Genomic DNA, 16,335 nt, shown 5'->3' with positions numbered 1-16,335 from the left:
TACTACCAACTCCCGCTTCAGAAGATTACCTTACTTCCTTATATATGTATTCGGTAGCAATGTCCTTATCGCATATTTCTTACGCGAAGAGAAAATCGAAAATATTTGATGTGAACACCATAAATAATAAAATACTTACAGCCACTCCATAAAAACCGTAAAACCAAACACAATCTTCTTTCGTATCTAAACCGAAAAATTTATTTACTGATTGTAATAATGTGCCACGCTTACTTTGCTTGTTTCGTAATACTTCCACTCGTTCTACAACATCCGCTGGCATCATAAATCTTTGGTCTACTGTCATTTTCATCATTTATCTCTCCTTAAAATCATTTCCGTTTTGTTTATCTAAGGAGAGTATAGCACGTTTGTTCGTGTAGAACAAGCGTTCTTTTTATTTTTTATTTTATTTTTCAGCAAGCCAAGTAAGAATTGAGATTACAACGGCGATAATCGGTCCTACTACAACCAAACCAAATATTAAAAACAGTAGCCCTTCCCCGAACACCCGAACGATACTTGTTTTTGGGGCTTTCATCGTTCTTGCGAGCTCTCCCTCTAACCTCTTAACCTTTTCTTCTAATTGTTCTACTCGTTCCATTATTTTATTTTCCATATACAACACCTCAATTTAATACTTCAACAAAAAAAAACGTGATTCCTTCGAAAGGAATCACGTTTTCTCACGCTATAATATTATACCCAACCTCTGAAGCGACTTGCTTCAGCCATTTTACGAACACCGACCATGTACGCTGCTAAGCGCATGTTCACTTTACGAACTTGTGCTGTTTCATAAATAGAATCAAATGATCTTACCATTACTTTTTCTAAACGTTGTTCTACTTCTTCTTCAGTCCAGTAGTAACCTTGGTTATTTTGTACCCACTCAAAGTAAGATACTGTTACACCACCAGCACTTGCTAATACGTCTGGAACAAGTAAAATTCCGCGATCTGTTAAGATTTTAGTTGCTTCTAATGTTGTTGGACCGTTTGCAGCTTCAACAACGATTTTCGCTTTAATATTATTAGCATTTTCTTCTGTAATTTGGTTCTCAATTGCAGCTGGAACTAAAATATCGCAATCAAGTTCTAACAATTCTTTATTTGAAATTGTATTATTAAATAATTTTGTTACTGTACCGAAGCTATCACGACGGTCTAATAAATAATCAATATCTAATCCGTTTGGATCATGCAACGCACCGTAAGCATCTGAGATTGCAATAACTTTCGCACCTGCATCATGCATAAATTTAGCTAAGAAACTACCAGCATTACCGAATCCTTGAACAACAACGCGCGCACCTTTAATATCAATGTCGCGTTTTTTTGCAGCTTCGCGAATACAAATTGTAACACCTTTCGCCGTTGCTGTTTCACGTCCATGTGATCCACCTAATACAAGTGGCTTACCTGTAATAAATCCTGGTGAATTAAATTCATCAATACGGCTATACTCATCCATCATCCATGCCATAATTTGAGAGTTTGTGAATACATCTGGAGCTGGAATATCTTTCGTCGGTCCTACGATTTGGCTAATTGCTCGTACATAACCGCGGCTTAATCTTTCTAACTCACGGAATGACATTTCACGTGGGTCACAGATAATTCCACCTTTACCTCCGCCATATGGTAAATCAACAATACCACATTTTAAACTCATCCAAATTGAAAGTGCTTTCACTTCATTTTCTGTTACATTCGGATGGAAGCGAATTCCACCTTTCGTTGGACCAACAGCATCATTATGTTGTGCACGATATCCTGTAAATATTTTAACAGTCCCGTCATCCATACGAACTGGTATTTTCACTGTCATCATACGAATTGGTTCTTTTAATAATTCATATACTTCGTTTGGATAACCCAATTTTTCTAATGCTTCACTAATAACAATTTGTGTCGAATTCAATAGTTCAAAATGTTGTTCCCTTTGTTGTTGTGTTTTTGTTTGAGTTCCCTTTTCGGCTACCATAGTAAGTAAACCCCCTGTAATTTCACTTGTTTAGTAAACCTTCATTGCCTAGTATACACCGTTAAATTTGGAATGCAATAGAAAACGCTAACAAATATATACAAACTATTTTATGTTGCAAGCGTTTTCACTATTATTATAGTCCTTTTATTGCTTTTAGAAAAGTAAAATACTTAAATATTTAAATATTTTTCATTTTACTTAAATGCAATACCTTGAAAAGATATATATTTAAGTACAATAAAGAATGCCCAAATATTTATGATTCCCTCTATACCGTGGATCGTTTTAAAATTTCCAAATCAATATTTTAAGTTTTCCAAACAAAAAAAAACAAAAAAAAAAAACAAAACCTTAGCTATGTTATATTAGCTAAGGTTTTGTTTTTTCACAAAGTAATTGTGTATTTGTTCAATTGCTTGAGAAGACATTAATTCTTTACCATACTCCATTAGACGATAAATAGTTGCTGTAGACGGATTACCATATTCCGCTAAAATAGCTATAAAATCTGCCTTCAGCAATTGTATTTGCTCCTCTTCTTCCATCCAAAGATAGAAACGCCCATCCCACGTATATAATTTCCCGCCAGTTACATCAAGGTTATATAAACGATTCGACAGGTTAATTACGTCATCTAGTGTAGCAAACTCATAAAGGATATGCTCACTTTCATCTAAAGTCACTTGCATTTCAATAAACTCGTCACGGAACTCATCATCTGTATCCGCTTCTTGATGTTCTTTCGTTACAATTACGACCATTCCTTGCGCTTGTAGAGAAAATACTTCAACTGCAATCGGACCATCCGCTTCAAATCCTAATTCTTTATTTGCTTCTTGCATCATATCACGAAATAATTGCTGTACTTTCGGTGCATTTCTCCACAAATCTTCTTTCGTTAATCCTCGCTCAGTTAAATCATCAAATGTTAAGAAAATTTTTATCTTATTGTAATTTAATCGTTCCAGCCTCATCTCATACCCTCCCTACGCAACCAATGAATATAATTTTTATTATATGAAATAGAAAATAGATGGTTCTTTTCGAACAACTATTCTAACATTTTTAACCAATCATCCCATTCTTCTTTCGTATCACCAATTAGGCTTGTTTGAATGTTCAACTGATCTCGAGCACCTATTTCTCCTATAACCCCAACAGAAAGGTTCTCATTTTTTTCTTGCAACACATTCACGTAGTTCATTGCGTTCTTAAGTTCTCGTCCGTCATCAAAAGAGATTACTACATATTTAGGTCTTATTTGCTCAACAGCTAACGAAATACTATCTTCCGCTAAGCTTACCCTAATATATATCACCTCATATCCTTTTAATCGTAAATACGTTGAGAAAACAAACCCTCTCAACATATTACTTTCTAACACGACAACTTTGTGTATAGAAGAAAACGATGATGCATTATGATACACCATCCCTAGACGCGTTTGTAAAAATGATACGACATATTGGAATTGCACCATTGTAACTTCATTATTTTTTTTTAACATTAACAATTTATTTGACACTTGAAGAACAATATTTGCGATAACTTTTTCTGTGGCATAAATACTAAAAGCCTCGTTTAACAATGCAGAAGTTGTAATTTCATCAAATTTTAACAAAGCTTGTAGTAAATCGTCCACTAAAACAACTTCTCTATCGTAATGTATTTCATTTTGAACATTACTTTGCAAACGATTCCCTTCTAATAATTGAACTGCTTGTCCAATCATCATGCCGGAAGAAACCTTGTCCATTAACCATTTCAAAATTTGAATATGCTCTTCTGTATATAATCGATGCCCCGCATGATTCCGCTTTGGGGCAATCATTTGATATCGTCTTTCCCATGCACGAAGTGTGCTCGGCTGAATTCCAATTATATTCGAAACAGCTTTTATGTTATATTTTCCGTTTAGAGTTGGCATTATCTCCCTCCGCATAACGTAATAATATGTGTTTGAGCAGGTGCTCGGAAGCGAAGTGGAATCAACGTTGTTCCATACCCATTACTAACAAAAAGAGTCACATTTGAATGCTTATATACACCACCTTTTAAATATTTTTTAGATGGGAATAATCGGATTTGCCCTCCATGTGTATGTCCACTTAACACAAGTGAAATTTGTTCTTTTCCAGACATTTTATTTATTATATCAGGGTTGTGGCTAATTAATATGCGAAAACCATCTTCTTTACAATCAGCCAACGCTAAATCTAAACGATCACGTTCCAAACCAACATCATCTACACCGAGTAAACAAATTTTCTCTCCTAATTCAGACTCAAATACAACTCTTGTATTATCTAAAACTTTCACATTATTTTCTAATAACAAAGCATCTAACTCGTGATATTCAATCTCATAATCATTATTTCCCCATACAAAATATACAGGAGCTATCGTTCTTAACTTTTGTATATTTGCAGAGATTTTTGATAAAGGGACACCTCTTTCCGCTAAATCACCACCAATAATTACAAGATCTACTCTTCCTTTTACTTGTTCAATTAACGAATTTGAAATGATCCTTCTATGAATATCAGATATAAAAAATACATTTACTTTTTGAAAACTTTTCGGAAATTCTTCAAATGTTAAAGTATGTTCTAGCACCGTATCACGCATTGCTTCTGTATACATTACAAGAAGAAATATAATACCAATACATATGAGAGTACTTAATAAGATAATCCATATCATATATTTTTTACTCCCCTCCTTATAAAGATAATCCTCAGTTTTTATAGTAAGTATTCCACTAACTCTCTTGCTTTGTGGACTTATCTTTTATTGGAATTTTTAATTCTTGACCTACATTCACTTCATTTCCTTGTAAATCATTATACTTTTTAATCACTTCGATCCCAGTTTCATCTGAAAAATATTGCTTTGCTATACTTTCTAAAGTTTCTCCCTCTTTCACCGTATGCGTGACGACTTTCTCAGATGGTGCCTCGGACTCAGATTTAGCTGAATCAAAGAAAATGACCTCAAATGCACTTTTTCCAGCGTTATTACCATCGCTTTTCACCTGAATATATTTATCTGTATACCATAAGATACTAATTGGTAGTAATATGAATAGAAATGTTAAAACTCGGACGAAAATATGATTCATTTTAAACTTTTGTTTTTTCTCTTTATTTCTATGAATTTCACTACGCGGCGGTAAACCTTCTTTTTCTTCCACTCGCTCAACTTCTAATTCCTCTTCAAAATCAGGAATTCGTTTTCTCATGTTGTTCACCACCACCTTCCATTTATTTTCTTAATTGGAGTCCCATTATAAAATCAACAAGAAAGTGTGCAAAGATTGTTATAAACAAATTTCCTGTCCATTCAAATACATAACCAAAGACAAAACTAATGAAACAGACGAAACAAAACAAAAATGGCTTTTTTATATACCGAATATGTAACACTGCAAATACTAAACTCGCTATTACAATTCCAAAGTGCGTCTGCACTACACCTCTAAATAAAAATTCTTCTGCAAAGCCGATAATGAACGTAATAACGAGTAGATGCATAACTGACATCCCTTGAAACATCCTATCGTTAATACCACCATCATCAAACCAAGACTCTGGAAATACTCGCATTGCAACATAATCTAATAACACAATACCAATCGCTAACAAGCCACCTATTATAAGTATAGACACCGGTTCCCATTTCCACAGACTATACACCGATTTTATATCTCGGAATAGTATATATGCTAGTAAACAACCAATACCGATAATAATGAACTGTGTAATATACAGATTCAGCCTTATTTCTTTCGGACTCATATCTTCAATATTATGCCTTTGAATGTTCATCATTCCCCCATCTTTTCTAGACCGAAAAGCTTTTGTAACTCTGTTTCCCAATTATAGTCGAAATCCGATTGTTGCGCTTGTCTTTTTTTATAATCTGTTTTTGTAATATGACAATAGTCGCAGCAATTCTTTAACTCGCCCTCTTTTCTATAACCGAACTGTTGCAGCAAATATTCACGTCTACATCCTTTCACTTGTATCCATGATTTCATGTTTTCTAGCTCACTATATTTATTACGTAGCCTTATTTCTACTTCAGCTATTAATCTGTTCATAATTTCATCTGACAAGCTCTCTAATATTAATTTTCGCTGTTGTATGATTCCAAGCTGTTCAAGATGATAGCGGATGAAACGCCAATATTGTTCATTAAATCTTGCTGCATTATAACAAATTTCTTCTACCTCTTCTATTGGTAATTCTTTCGTTTGAAACATTCTTTCTTGCAATAAAGAAAATAAAAATTGTATTTGTGACTGACTTGGCAATTCATCTTCAATTATTGAAATTGGTAAATCGTGATCTAACGGACTACATAGTAAGATAGCTATACTCGGTTCACCATCTCTTCCCGCTCTTCCGATTTCTTGTAAATAAGAAGCGATATTAGTCGGGTAATGGAAATGAATAATATATCTCGTATTCGACTTATTTACTCCCATACCAAAAGCACTTGTACATATTACAAGCTGCAACTGGTCATTCATAAACTGCTGTTGAATTAACATACGCTCTTCATGTTCCATACCACCATGATAGAAAGCGACACCAGTAACGCCTTTTCCTCTTAAATATTCCGTTAAACGTTCTGTCCACGCTCGGCTTGAACAATATACAATCCCTGGGCCTTGTAAATACATTACCTGTTCCAAAAGCGCTTCTTTCTTCTCTTCTATCGTCGTAACAAATTGTACTTCCATTGCAATATTTGGACGATCAATAGAGTATACATGCTGCGTCACATTCTCCAAATTTAAACTCTCTGCTATATCTCGGAGTACATCTTTCGTCGCTGTTGCCGTTAATGCTAGCACTGTAGGAGACCCGATATTCTCAATGACTACATTTAGTTTTTTATAATCTGGTCTAAAATCATAACCCCATTGCGAAATACAATGAGCTTCATCCACAACAAATAATGAAATATGAACTTTCTTCAATTCTCTTATTAACAATTCCGACTGCAACATCTCTGGTGAAACAAAAATAAATTTATATGAAGCTAATCTTTTCATCGCTTCTCTTTTTTCATGTAATGTCCGAAAACTATTAAATGCTATCACTCGGTTTTTCACAACATATTTTAATTGTGTAACCTGATCTTCCATCAAAGATAATAATGGTGATACAACAAGTACTGTCCCTTCTTGCATTAGCCCTGGAAGTTGATAACACATAGACTTCCCTCTTCCCGTCGGAAGCATCGCTATGACATCTTTTCCTTCCAATAAATCTGTAATTACCCCTTTTTGACCTGGACGAAATTCAGAATATCCAAACCACCTATATAAATATTCCTCAAGTTTCATTTATACCCTCCATCCGCGCCAATACAAGACGAACTTCAAAATAAGAGATATCCTCTCCAACCGCTTGTTTCAACTCACGCAACTTACGTGTTTGTAATGCATCAATTACTTCTGTTACTTTATCTATTTTGTCTTTTTTCATAAACATCTCGATAGAAAAATCTCTTTCTCTCAAAGCAATTTCAACAAAATGATCTTCTATCGTTGCAACCTTTAGATTTCTAATTGTCGCTATTTCTTCTAATGAGCGCCCTTGCCTCCAAAAATTATATGTTTTTTTCGTTGATAAACTAAATAATTCAGCTCTCTCATTCGGATAAGAGATAATCTCAGCTAATAACGGAAATTCATTTTCTTTATCGCGAACTTCTTGTATGAGGAAATGAATTGCACCCCAAAATAAAAAGTACACCCTAAATATATCTTGTTTCGTAATTTCCGCTAACTGCTGCAATGTACAACCGATACGTTCATATCCTGTTAATCTATATGTTACAATCGTCGCTTCTACCACATCACATTTCCCTAAAAGATTATGTATTTCTTTCCATAATCTTTTAGCCAATTCATTTCGCCTATACGGCATACCTGTTAAAAAGCGTTTCACCCACATCATTATTTCTGTATCTTGTTGAATAGGAATAAATTTCGTATTATTCTGTTGTAAATTAGATATAGTTTGAATAATTAAAGATAATCTTTTCCAAAATGTTTCACCTAATTCACCATAGTGCAAACCATGTAAATGCGCTGGAAAAGCATACACTCCCTCCCATGTATGCAACTGCATTTTACCTTTAGGTGTTAACAAATATGTATTCTCATGTATTTCTTGAATCAAATCTGCTTGCAACAACTTTGCAACTTCACGATCATATTCAATTCTATTTAATGATTTATATATCCCAAACAAAAAAGAAATTCGGAACATATTTCCATCTTGTAATGTTTGCGAAGATCGTTTTCCCTTTAATAAATAATAAATAGAAGAAACGGTCCTTTCACCATTCAATTGTTTTAAACAATACAATAAAGTATATTGTAGTTGCATTACCGCTTCCACCTTTCAATCTAACTTAATTGCTTTTTGGTATAATTACACTAACTTATCATATCGGCACTATATACTTGTATATATTCTATTGTACCAAACGAAATAACATTTACGTATTTTGAAAATCTTATGACATAATGCAAAAATTAGTTGACACCCTAATTGATAAGCATTATCATTATAATTTTATGTTGAAAAGTTTTAAAAACCGTTTTACAATAAGGTTATAATTTTTATGGCGAGCTTTTCACATACATATTATCAGGAGGGAAAAAAGATGGCAAAATATACAATCGTTGATAAAGATACTTGTATTGCATGTGGTGCTTGTGGCGCTGCTGCACCAGACATTTATGACTATGATGATGAAGGTATTGCATTCGTAACATTAGACGATAACCAAGGTATCGTTGAGATTCCAGATGTATTACTTGAAGATATGATGGATGCATTCGAAGGTTGTCCAACTGACTCAATTAAAGTTGCTGACGAATCATTTGACGGCGATGCTTTAAAATTCGAATAGTCTTTTATTAACTTCAAAAAATGTCCCTCATTAATATGAGGGACATTTTTTGTTTTCATGATACTTATAAAAAAAACCATTAGTAGTTCCATACTACTAATGGTTTTTTTGCCTCGCTATTTGCCGGGCAGCCCGATTGGTGAGGGCTAATAATCAGTGGGGGATGAACACCCCCACTGATTGAAGTTTCACTTTATATTTTATGCATTTTTCATTTTTGCAAACATCCATACTTTCAGGCGTGAGAATAACGCTACAAATACAATTGTCACAACAATCCCTTTAATCAAATTAAACGGTAAGATTGCCGTTACAACCGTTGTTCTTATAGCCTCACTAGACATAGCTGGCGAATTTAAAAACCAAGTGTAAGCTGGGAATATGATGATGTAATTTAATACACTCATAATAAGCGCCATTGTAATTGTCCCTAGCATTAATCCTGTCGTTAAACTCTTAACAGTACGATACTTCCTAAATAAGAAAGCTGCTGGTCCAATAAATAAACATCCTGCAATAAAGTTAGCTATTTCTCCAACTGGTACTCCCGTTAAACTTCCTTGAATCCCGTAATGTAAAATATTCTTTATCGCCTCTACAATTACTCCCGCAATTGGTCCGAAGATAATCGCTGCAATTAGAGCCGGTACATCACTGAAATCGATTTTTAAGAATGGCGGAAGCCCTGGGAACGGGAAATCCAACATCATCAGTAAATATGCAATACTACTTAGCATCGCTACACTCACCATCTGCACTACACTGTTTTTTTGTTTCATCTTTCTCTCTCCTTTTCCATCGATCATCTCATGGAAAGTGGAAAGGTTCTGCTATGCCTACTTTTTCATAGAACGAAAAAACCCTTTGTGTTTTACACAAAGGGAGAATTTAAGGCACATCAAACAGACGTTCAAATCCATATCTTTTTTGAACGCTTGAACCTCCATCTTCTCCCATCCAGACTATACTGTCGGCTTTGGAATCACACCAAATCCTGCCTTAACGGCTCGCGGGCTTAGAACAAAATCACATATAGTTCATCACCGCCGGTCGGGATTTTCACCCTGCCCCGAAGATAGACCGATATTCTATTTTCCACTTCATTATACAACAACATGATTGGATTGTGAACAAAAAAATCGTAACTTATTAAAAATAAGTTATTAATTTTACATAATCAAAACCATTCATTATATTTTACAATACACCCCATATTTTTTAGCATTCGGCATTTCTCCTATAAATCCCCTAGTCATATATAATTAAAAGTGATAAGATGTTGAATTGTTAAGATAAGAACATTTTCTGGATTATGGAGGAAATGTCATGAAGAAAGAAAAGAGACACTCTATTCGAGAAACAATGAAAAAAAACTTAAGAAAAGAATACTTTTACTTAAAAAAAGAATTACTTTTCTACTGTCCAATTGATTTAGGCACATTCTCAAGCGAGACATACTATGCTACTTTCGACGAAGATGGCATCAGTATTTATCAGTATGATAAAAAAACAGAGAGTAAATTAAAATTGTGTGAGCGTCATCCGTGGAAAAGTTGGAATAAAGTGAAGGTGGATCATTATTTAACAACTTCTCAATTTATTTTTCAAGGGAAGCGAAACTGGATATTATCCCTTTTCCAAAAAGGAAAAGAAGCTCAAAAAATAATCGAAGAGCATACATCTTTACAAACTGAAGTTGTTTCCCGCTCTTTCTTAAAAAAGCTTCCAGGTTTCCGTTCTAATGCACCGTTGAATAAATACATTGGCAGCATTTGCTACACTGCACTTATTGCATTTTTATTAAAATGGATGATTCCATTTCAAGCACCACAAATCGCCCTGTACTCCATTTCAATTGGTTGTATGCTCCTTGGTCTACTTTGTTTGACAATCGGTTTAATTGAACCGACTATTGTACTTTTTCGAACAAACGAAAAAACCAGAACAAAAGTATTTTACTTATATAGCTACTTAGCTATTTCTGGATTTATATGTGTCTTTATTTTTTGGTAAAAAAAGAGCTAGTTAAACTAGCTCTTTTTTTACTTTACGTATAATTGTTGATTTGGATAAATCAGCTCTTGCTGCAGCCCATTTTTTTCTTTAATTTCCTTAACAGACATGCTAAATTTCCGTGCAATACTAACTAAAGTGTCCCCTTTTTGAACGACATATAACGAGGAAGAAACGACTTCGTTTCTTTGTTCATGTAAAACAAGCAATGGATTCATCGCATTCTTTTTTGCCATCGTCCATCTTCCTTGATGAACTTCTAAATGTAAGTGTGCACCTCGAGATTCTCCTGTATTTCCTACTTCTCCAATTATTTCTCCTTTTGAAATATAATCCCCTTGAACTACATATCTCTTATTTAAATGTGCATACACAGCCTCATATTCTCCATGTTTAATAAATACAACATTTCCATAACTACTTGAATAATAAGACTTTGTTACCTTACCATCTTGAATAGCTGCCACCGCCGCGCCGATCGGTGCCGCTATATCTATACCGTAGTGTTTTCCATGCCTTGTCCCAAAATAATCACTTATCTGCCCTTCAACAGGCCATGTCCACCGGTTTTCCTCTGCGTACACATGTAATTGAGATAAAAACAATATAGTCAATAACATGACGCCGTATTTTAAACCTTTCATATACATCCTCCGTTTTCTAATTACCACCATACCTTCTCTATTTTGGTATATTACAGAAAAAAGTATACAAAAAAAGAAAGTGGATCACTCCACTTCCTTCTCTTTCTTATCACGAAAAACGATTGCACTGCGATTATACTCAACATCTTTTACTTGTACTCGAGCGTTTATTACTCTAGCTACCGCAAACAAATAATCAGATAATCTATTTACATACTTTAGAACAACTTCGTTTATTTCCCCTTCTTTTTGTAAGGACACTATACATCGTTCTGCTCGCCTTACAACTGTACGTGCAATATGAATAGCAGCTGCCGACTCGCTTCCACCTGGTAAAATAAAGCGCTCTAACGGCGGTGCTTCTTCTATATACGAATCAATCCTTTTTTCTAAGCATTCGACCATTTCGATTTTTACTTTATAAGGAATTTTCCCCGCTACTATCGCCAAGTCTCCTCCGCAATCAAATAGTTCATGTTGAATATTTTCAAGTTCATTGTAAATATCTCCAAAAGACTCGCCTTGAAGCTTAGTCATCGCATATCCAATATGAGAATTCGCCTCATCTATCGTGCCATATGCTTCCACTCGGATATCATCTTTATCCACTCTGCCGCCTATTACACTTGTTGTCCCTTTATCTCCTGTTTTTGTGTATAATTTCATTGCTTTACGACACCCCTCTTATTCTTCATTCAACTACGATAAAAAAAGTTCTACTATTATTTATTTAATTGATTTTACAAAAAAATAAAAAACAGTAGAACTTTATTCATTATCAACTTTAAAAACGCATATCTAAATTATACGATTCGGTAAATATACAGAGAATGTAGTTCCCTCTCCAACAACACTTGAAACAGTAATTTTCCCATCATGGCCTTGCACAATATTTTTTGCAATCGCAAGCCCGAGTCCTGTTCCACCTTTTTTCCCACGTGTTCTTGCTTTATCAGCTTTGTAGAAACGATCAAATAAAAATGGAATATCTTCTTCTGGAATGCCAGCGCCCGAATCTTGCACTTCAAAAATAAGACCATTATTTTTCGTATCAATTACAAGCGTTACATGTCCACCTGCATTTGTATGACGAATTGCGTTATCAATTAAATTTGTCAATACTTGTTCCATACGATCTGCATCAAACGGGTATCGCTCAATTGGATTTTGGAAATCAACCGTTAATGCAACTTCTTTATCCTTTGCAATACCTTGGAATTTACGACCTATTTTTTCAACGAAAGGATGAATATCAACTTCACCTATATGTAACTCTACATTACCACTTTCCATACGCGCTAAATCTAATAATTCATTTACAAGTTTACCTAAACGAACAGATTCATCATAAATGATTTGAACAAACTCATTAATTTCTTCTTTCGTTTGCACAATATCATCTAAAATTGCTTCACTATACCCTTGAAGCATGACCATCGGTGTACGAAGTTCATGTGATACGTTCGCAATAAAGTCTTGACGCATCTTCTCCAGACGGCGTTCTTCCGTCATATCACGCAATACAGCTACCGCCCCGCGAATTTTCGTTTGATTGTAAAGCGGAGTCATAAGAACTACATAGTTACCTTTTTGTAAATTAATTTCAACCACTTGTTGTTGTTCGCTTTCTACAACTAGATGGAATAGTTCAACAAGTTCAGAAGGGAGCTTTTTACTTAACTCTACTTCTTTCTCTTCTTGCCAAACTTGCAAGAAATGTTCCGCTGGCGGATTGATTACAACGACTTCACCTTCTTGATTTAACGTAATAACCCCATCTGCCATACTACTTAAAATACTAGCTAACTGTTCTTTCTCTTGCTGCAAGGCATTCATATTAAACTTCAACTGTTTTCCCATTTGATTTAAGGCCGTTGCAAGCTCACCAATCTCGTCCTGAGATACCATAGGAGCTTTCGCATCAAACTTCCCACGCGAAACCTCAAAAGCAACCTCACGCATTTTACGGAGTGGTGCTGTAATTCGAGTAGATAAGAAGAATGCAAAGAAAGTTGTTAATATAATTGCAATCCCTGCTGATAAGAATATAAAATCAGTCGTTCTCTCCATACCTTGTATCGGAACTTGTAAAGATTCGTATACGAACACTGCACTTTGATTTTTGGAGTGTACTGGTTTTCCGACAATCATAATATCATTTTCAGTATTTTTATTCTTTCTACTATTAGAAGCTTTTCTAATGTTATTCTTAATTTCTTTTTTGTCTGTAAAAACAGCCGCTAATTCTTTATCTTCTTTTAAGTCATCCATTGTAAGAGTGACTAATCCTTCTTGTTTCGGTGAAGATGAAATTTCCTTACCATCTTCTACAATAATAATCCTTGAAAGTGGATCAGAGAATTTGTACGCGATATTCTCAATCGTTTTTACATCGGCACCTTCTTCAATTAACTCTGAAACACTTGTTGCAACTTTTTGAAGCCTAGCTTCACTCATATCAACATAATATGTTCTAAAAAACTGGGAAAGTAAAATCGCAACAAATCCAAGTACAAACGAAACGAGAAGTAATATGGTCATCCATAACTTCCCTACTACACTTCTCCAAAGCATCAGTCGTTCACAACCTCAAACTTGTAACCTACGCCCCAAACGGTAACAATCATCTTCGCAGCATCTGGTGATTTTTTGCTTAACTTTTCACGTAAACGCTTTACATGCGTATCAACTGTACGTAAATCTCCGAAGAATTCATATTGCCATACTTCTTTTAGCAATTGCTCACGATCAAATACTTTATCAGGAGCTTTCGCTAAGAATAATAGTAATTCGTACTCTTTCGGTGTTAAGTTCACTTCATTACCATCTGCTGTAACACGATGTGCATCATTATCAATTGTTAAATGAGGGAACACAGTAACATCTTTTGTCGTTGTATCTTGTGTAAAGAATGTTGTTGGTACAGAACGGCGTAAGACCGCTTTCACACGAAGCACTACTTCACGTGGGCTAAATGGTTTCACAATATAATCATCAGTTCCTACCTCAAACCCTTGTACTCGGTTTACTTCTTCACCCTTTGCTGTCAACATAATAATTGGCGTCGCTTTCTTCTCACGAACCCCTTTACATACTTCAATACCATCTTTACCAGGCATCATAAGATCTAATAGGATTAAATCATAATCATTTTGTAACGCCATTTCTAAAGCTGTATCACCATTATCTGCTTCATCAATTGTGTATTGTTCTCTCTCTAAATACATTTTCAACAAACGACGAATACGATCCTCATCGTCTACAATTAAAATTCTTGATTCATTTTCCATTTTTACCCGTTGCGTACTTTTACCACAACGGTTCACACCTACCCTTCTACACTATTATGTTGCGCTATTCTCGTTTATTTAAGCAATCCTCTAACTGTTTCACTTCCCATATTATGCTTCACAAGAATAATAAAGTTTGTTCAATTTTTTTCCAAAACTATGTATTTTTTTTGAACAGTATATAATGTCCTCGACATCATTTTACAAAATCAACCGCTACTTTGTCATGTTTTTCTCAAAAAAGAAGAAAAATTGACAAAAATAAAATAGGAAAGTGACATTCACTCTCCTATTTTATTTCTCTATGCATATGAATGTAAACCCGCGATAATTAAGTTTACTACAATAAAGTTGAACATAATGATTGCAAAACCAATTACCGCTAACCACGCTGACTTCTCTCCGTGCCATCCTTTTGATAGGCGTAAATGTAATACCGCAGCATAAAAGAGCCAAGTAATAAGCGCCCAAACCTCTTTTGGATCCCAGCCCCAAAAACGTGTCCAAGCTATTTGTGCCCAAATCATCGCAAAAATTAATGCACCTAATGTAAAAACCGGGAATCCAATTGCAATAGCACGATATCCGATTTCATCTAGTAAATCACTATTCGTATTCTTTACTAGCGGCTGAAGTGCTGCTGATACTCGTTTCCTTAAAACAAGTCTTAATACAATATAAAGTAATGTTCCAACTAACACTGACCAAATTACAGTATTTAATTTTTTTGCATTTACAATCGCTGGAACTTCAACTGTCGGTTCTAATTTATTTTCTGTCAGCAACTTCCCTTCATGCGGTCCAACTAAAGCCGGAAGATTGTACTTCATTTCCACTTGCTGTTCATTTTTATCAATCCATTGAAACTTCGCTTCATATTTCATACTAGAAAATACCGTTGTTACTCCAATAAATCCAACTGTACAAACAAGCGTGAACACTACTGTTTCTAACCAAAATGTACGTTTACTTTTCACTGATTGATCTACATTTTTCAATAAATACATAACGCCCGTAATAAAACTAATCGCTAAAATTGCTTGTCCTGCAGCCGCAGTCGTCACGTGAATATGTAACCAATTACTTTTCAAAGATGGAATAAGTGGCGATATTTCCCTCGGAAACATACTCGCGTAGGCAATTAATAAAAGCGCAACTGGTAATGCAAAGAGTCCAATTATACTTACGCGGTACATAAAATACATGACAATAAATGCTCCGACTAGCATCATGCCGAAAAACGTACCGAATTCAAAAAAGTTACTAACTGGTGCATGTCCTGATGCAATCCATCTTGTAACAAAATATACTGTTTGTGCAATAAACCCTAAAATTGTAATCGTTATTCCTACATTTGCCCATTTATGACCCTTTTCTTTAATTGCTCCCCCGAAAAATAGAGTTGCAATTAAATATAAAATAAATGCGGTAAAGAGAAAGTTACTACTTATTTGCACCATATC

18 protein-coding genes and 1 riboswitch are annotated in these 16,335 nt (G+C 34.8%); of the genes, 2 read left to right on the top strand and 16 right to left on the bottom strand.

Features of this window, described 5'->3' with window-relative positions; translation table 11 throughout:
• Positions 1–79: 79 nt before the first annotated feature.
• From ACYVEC_RS09735 to ACYVEC_RS09690, 10 genes are all read right to left on the bottom strand, one after another.
• Positions 80–316: a DUF3961 domain-containing protein gene (locus ACYVEC_RS09735; protein WP_001983018.1), complete on the bottom strand. Its 237-nt coding sequence runs from the start codon at positions 314–316 to the stop codon at positions 80–82.
• Between the two features lie 93 nt (positions 317–409).
• The gene (locus tag ACYVEC_RS09730) at positions 410–619 is read right to left on the bottom strand and encodes a hypothetical protein (RefSeq protein ID WP_063224170.1); all 210 of its coding nucleotides are present in this window, start codon (positions 617–619) and stop codon (positions 410–412) included.
• 80 nt (positions 620–699) lie between these two features.
• Positions 700–1,986, bottom strand: coding sequence for an NAD-specific glutamate dehydrogenase (gene gudB / locus ACYVEC_RS09725; RefSeq protein WP_000225171.1), 1,287 nt, complete (start codon positions 1,984–1,986; stop codon positions 700–702).
• 368 nt (positions 1,987–2,354) lie between these two features.
• Positions 2,355–2,963, bottom strand: coding sequence for a genetic competence negative regulator (locus ACYVEC_RS09720; RefSeq protein ID WP_060630167.1), 609 nt, complete (start codon positions 2,961–2,963; stop codon positions 2,355–2,357).
• Positions 2,964–3,040: 77 nt separating this feature from the next.
• The gene (locus tag ACYVEC_RS09715) at positions 3,041–3,916 is read right to left on the bottom strand and encodes a MerR family transcriptional regulator (RefSeq protein ID WP_063224171.1); all 876 of its coding nucleotides are present in this window, start codon (positions 3,914–3,916) and stop codon (positions 3,041–3,043) included.
• Positions 3,916–4,692 carry a metallophosphoesterase gene (locus ACYVEC_RS09710; RefSeq protein WP_060630165.1) on the bottom strand — a complete coding sequence of 259 codons (777 nt, stop codon included), beginning with the start codon at positions 4,690–4,692 and terminating at the stop codon, positions 3,916–3,918. The genes ACYVEC_RS09715 and ACYVEC_RS09710 overlap by 1 nt, the downstream gene beginning before the upstream one ends.
• Before the next feature lie 58 nt (positions 4,693–4,750).
• A complete protein-coding gene (locus ACYVEC_RS09705; protein WP_063224172.1) occupies positions 4,751–5,230 on the bottom strand; it encodes a LysM peptidoglycan-binding domain-containing protein in 480 nt (159 codons plus the stop codon).
• Between the two features lie 22 nt (positions 5,231–5,252).
• A complete protein-coding gene (locus ACYVEC_RS09700; RefSeq protein WP_061677819.1) occupies positions 5,253–5,816 on the bottom strand; it encodes a CPBP family intramembrane glutamic endopeptidase in 564 nt (187 codons plus the stop codon).
• Complete coding sequence (locus tag ACYVEC_RS09695) at positions 5,816–7,345, bottom strand: RecQ family ATP-dependent DNA helicase (protein ID WP_063224173.1); 1,530 nt, start codon at positions 7,343–7,345, stop codon at positions 5,816–5,818. Before ACYVEC_RS09695 ends, ACYVEC_RS09700 begins: the two co-directional genes overlap by 1 nt.
• Positions 7,335–8,396: a YpbB family protein gene (locus ACYVEC_RS09690; protein ID WP_063224174.1), complete on the bottom strand. Its 1,062-nt coding sequence runs from the start codon at positions 8,394–8,396 to the stop codon at positions 7,335–7,337. The genes ACYVEC_RS09695 and ACYVEC_RS09690 overlap by 11 nt, the downstream gene beginning before the upstream one ends.
• A 280-nt stretch (positions 8,397–8,676) precedes the next feature.
• Here ACYVEC_RS09690 and ACYVEC_RS09685 point away from each other — a divergent pair, with 280 nt between their 5' ends.
• Positions 8,677–8,925 (top strand): ferredoxin, encoded by a 249-nt coding sequence (locus ACYVEC_RS09685; protein ID WP_001151996.1) that lies wholly within the window; start codon positions 8,677–8,679, stop codon positions 8,923–8,925.
• Between the two features lie 200 nt (positions 8,926–9,125).
• On the opposite strand, the gene ACYVEC_RS09680 is transcribed toward ACYVEC_RS09685, so the two are convergent.
• On the bottom strand, positions 9,126–9,704 hold the full coding sequence (locus tag ACYVEC_RS09680; protein WP_060630160.1) for an ECF transporter S component: 579 nt from the start codon (positions 9,702–9,704) through the stop codon (positions 9,126–9,128).
• A 162-nt stretch (positions 9,705–9,866) separates the two neighbouring features.
• Positions 9,867–10,006: riboswitch (FMN riboswitch) on the bottom strand.
• 245 nt (positions 10,007–10,251) lie between these two features.
• On the opposite strand from ACYVEC_RS09680, the gene ACYVEC_RS09675 reads away from it, so the two are divergent.
• Positions 10,252–10,938, top strand: a complete 687-nt coding sequence (locus ACYVEC_RS09675) for a hypothetical protein (RefSeq protein WP_060630159.1) — start codon at positions 10,252–10,254, stop codon at positions 10,936–10,938.
• 29 nt (positions 10,939–10,967) lie between these two features.
• On the opposite strand, the gene ACYVEC_RS09670 is transcribed toward ACYVEC_RS09675, so the two are convergent.
• The 5 genes from ACYVEC_RS09670 to resC form a co-directional block, all read right to left on the bottom strand.
• The gene (locus tag ACYVEC_RS09670; protein ID WP_063224404.1) at positions 10,968–11,582 is read right to left on the bottom strand and encodes a peptidoglycan DD-metalloendopeptidase family protein; all 615 of its coding nucleotides are present in this window, start codon (positions 11,580–11,582) and stop codon (positions 10,968–10,970) included.
• An 84-nt stretch (positions 11,583–11,666) separates the two neighbouring features.
• A complete protein-coding gene (locus ACYVEC_RS09665) occupies positions 11,667–12,248 on the bottom strand; it encodes a cob(I)yrinic acid a,c-diamide adenosyltransferase (protein WP_063224405.1) in 582 nt (193 codons plus the stop codon).
• A gap of 132 nt (positions 12,249–12,380) precedes the next feature.
• On the bottom strand, positions 12,381–14,156 hold the full coding sequence (gene resE, locus ACYVEC_RS09660; RefSeq protein ID WP_080468676.1) for a sensor histidine kinase ResE: 1,776 nt from the start codon (positions 14,154–14,156) through the stop codon (positions 12,381–12,383).
• Positions 14,156–14,872: a DNA-binding response regulator ResD gene (gene resD, locus ACYVEC_RS09655; RefSeq protein WP_002017976.1), complete on the bottom strand. Its 717-nt coding sequence runs from the start codon at positions 14,870–14,872 to the stop codon at positions 14,156–14,158. The genes resE and resD overlap by 1 nt, the downstream gene beginning before the upstream one ends.
• Positions 14,873–15,174: 302 nt before the next feature.
• On the bottom strand, positions 15,175–16,332 hold the full coding sequence (gene resC / locus ACYVEC_RS09650; RefSeq protein WP_063224406.1) for a cytochrome c biogenesis protein ResC: 1,158 nt from the start codon (positions 16,330–16,332) through the stop codon (positions 15,175–15,177).
• Positions 16,333–16,335: the final 3 nt, after the last annotated feature.

Source organism: Bacillus sp. MN7755 (assembly GCF_054771475.1).
The sequence above is the reverse complement of the archived record's forward strand: the minus strand, read 5'-3'. Positions and strand labels throughout refer to the sequence as shown.

Coding starts and splice junctions, on each gene's coding strand:
- ACYVEC_RS09730 (WP_063224170.1), bottom strand. CDS start 619: ATGGAAAATAAAATAATGGAACGAGTAGAACAATTAGAAGAAAAGGTT.
- ACYVEC_RS09700 (WP_061677819.1), bottom strand. CDS start 5,816: ATGAACATTCAAAGGCATAATATTGAAGATATGAGTCCGAAAGAAATA.
- ACYVEC_RS09720 (WP_060630167.1), bottom strand. CDS start 2,963: ATGAGGCTGGAACGATTAAATTACAATAAGATAAAAATTTTCTTAACA.
- resD (WP_002017976.1), bottom strand. CDS start 14,872: ATGGAAAATGAATCAAGAATTTTAATTGTAGACGATGAGGATCGTATT.
- ACYVEC_RS09685 (WP_001151996.1), top strand. CDS start 8,677: ATGGCAAAATATACAATCGTTGATAAAGATACTTGTATTGCATGTGGT.
- ACYVEC_RS09735 (WP_001983018.1), bottom strand. CDS start 316: ATGATGAAAATGACAGTAGACCAAAGATTTATGATGCCAGCGGATGTT.
- resE (WP_080468676.1), bottom strand. CDS start 14,156: ATGCTTTGGAGAAGTGTAGTAGGGAAGTTATGGATGACCATATTACTT.
- resC (WP_063224406.1), bottom strand. CDS start 16,332: ATGGTGCAAATAAGTAGTAACTTTCTCTTTACCGCATTTATTTTATAT.
- ACYVEC_RS09680 (WP_060630160.1), bottom strand. CDS start 9,704: ATGAAACAAAAAAACAGTGTAGTGCAGATGGTGAGTGTAGCGATGCTA.
- ACYVEC_RS09715 (WP_063224171.1), bottom strand. CDS start 3,916: ATGCCAACTCTAAACGGAAAATATAACATAAAAGCTGTTTCGAATATA.
- ACYVEC_RS09710 (WP_060630165.1), bottom strand. CDS start 4,692: ATGATATGGATTATCTTATTAAGTACTCTCATATGTATTGGTATTATA.
- ACYVEC_RS09675 (WP_060630159.1), top strand. CDS start 10,252: ATGAAGAAAGAAAAGAGACACTCTATTCGAGAAACAATGAAAAAAAAC.
- ACYVEC_RS09665 (WP_063224405.1), bottom strand. CDS start 12,248: ATGAAATTATACACAAAAACAGGAGATAAAGGGACAACAAGTGTAATA.
- ACYVEC_RS09705 (WP_063224172.1), bottom strand. CDS start 5,230: ATGAGAAAACGAATTCCTGATTTTGAAGAGGAATTAGAAGTTGAGCGA.
- ACYVEC_RS09690 (WP_063224174.1), bottom strand. CDS start 8,396: ATGCAACTACAATATACTTTATTGTATTGTTTAAAACAATTGAATGGT.
- gudB (WP_000225171.1), bottom strand. CDS start 1,986: ATGGTAGCCGAAAAGGGAACTCAAACAAAAACACAACAACAAAGGGAA.
- ACYVEC_RS09670 (WP_063224404.1), bottom strand. CDS start 11,582: ATGAAAGGTTTAAAATACGGCGTCATGTTATTGACTATATTGTTTTTA.
- ACYVEC_RS09695 (WP_063224173.1), bottom strand. CDS start 7,345: ATGAAACTTGAGGAATATTTATATAGGTGGTTTGGATATTCTGAATTT.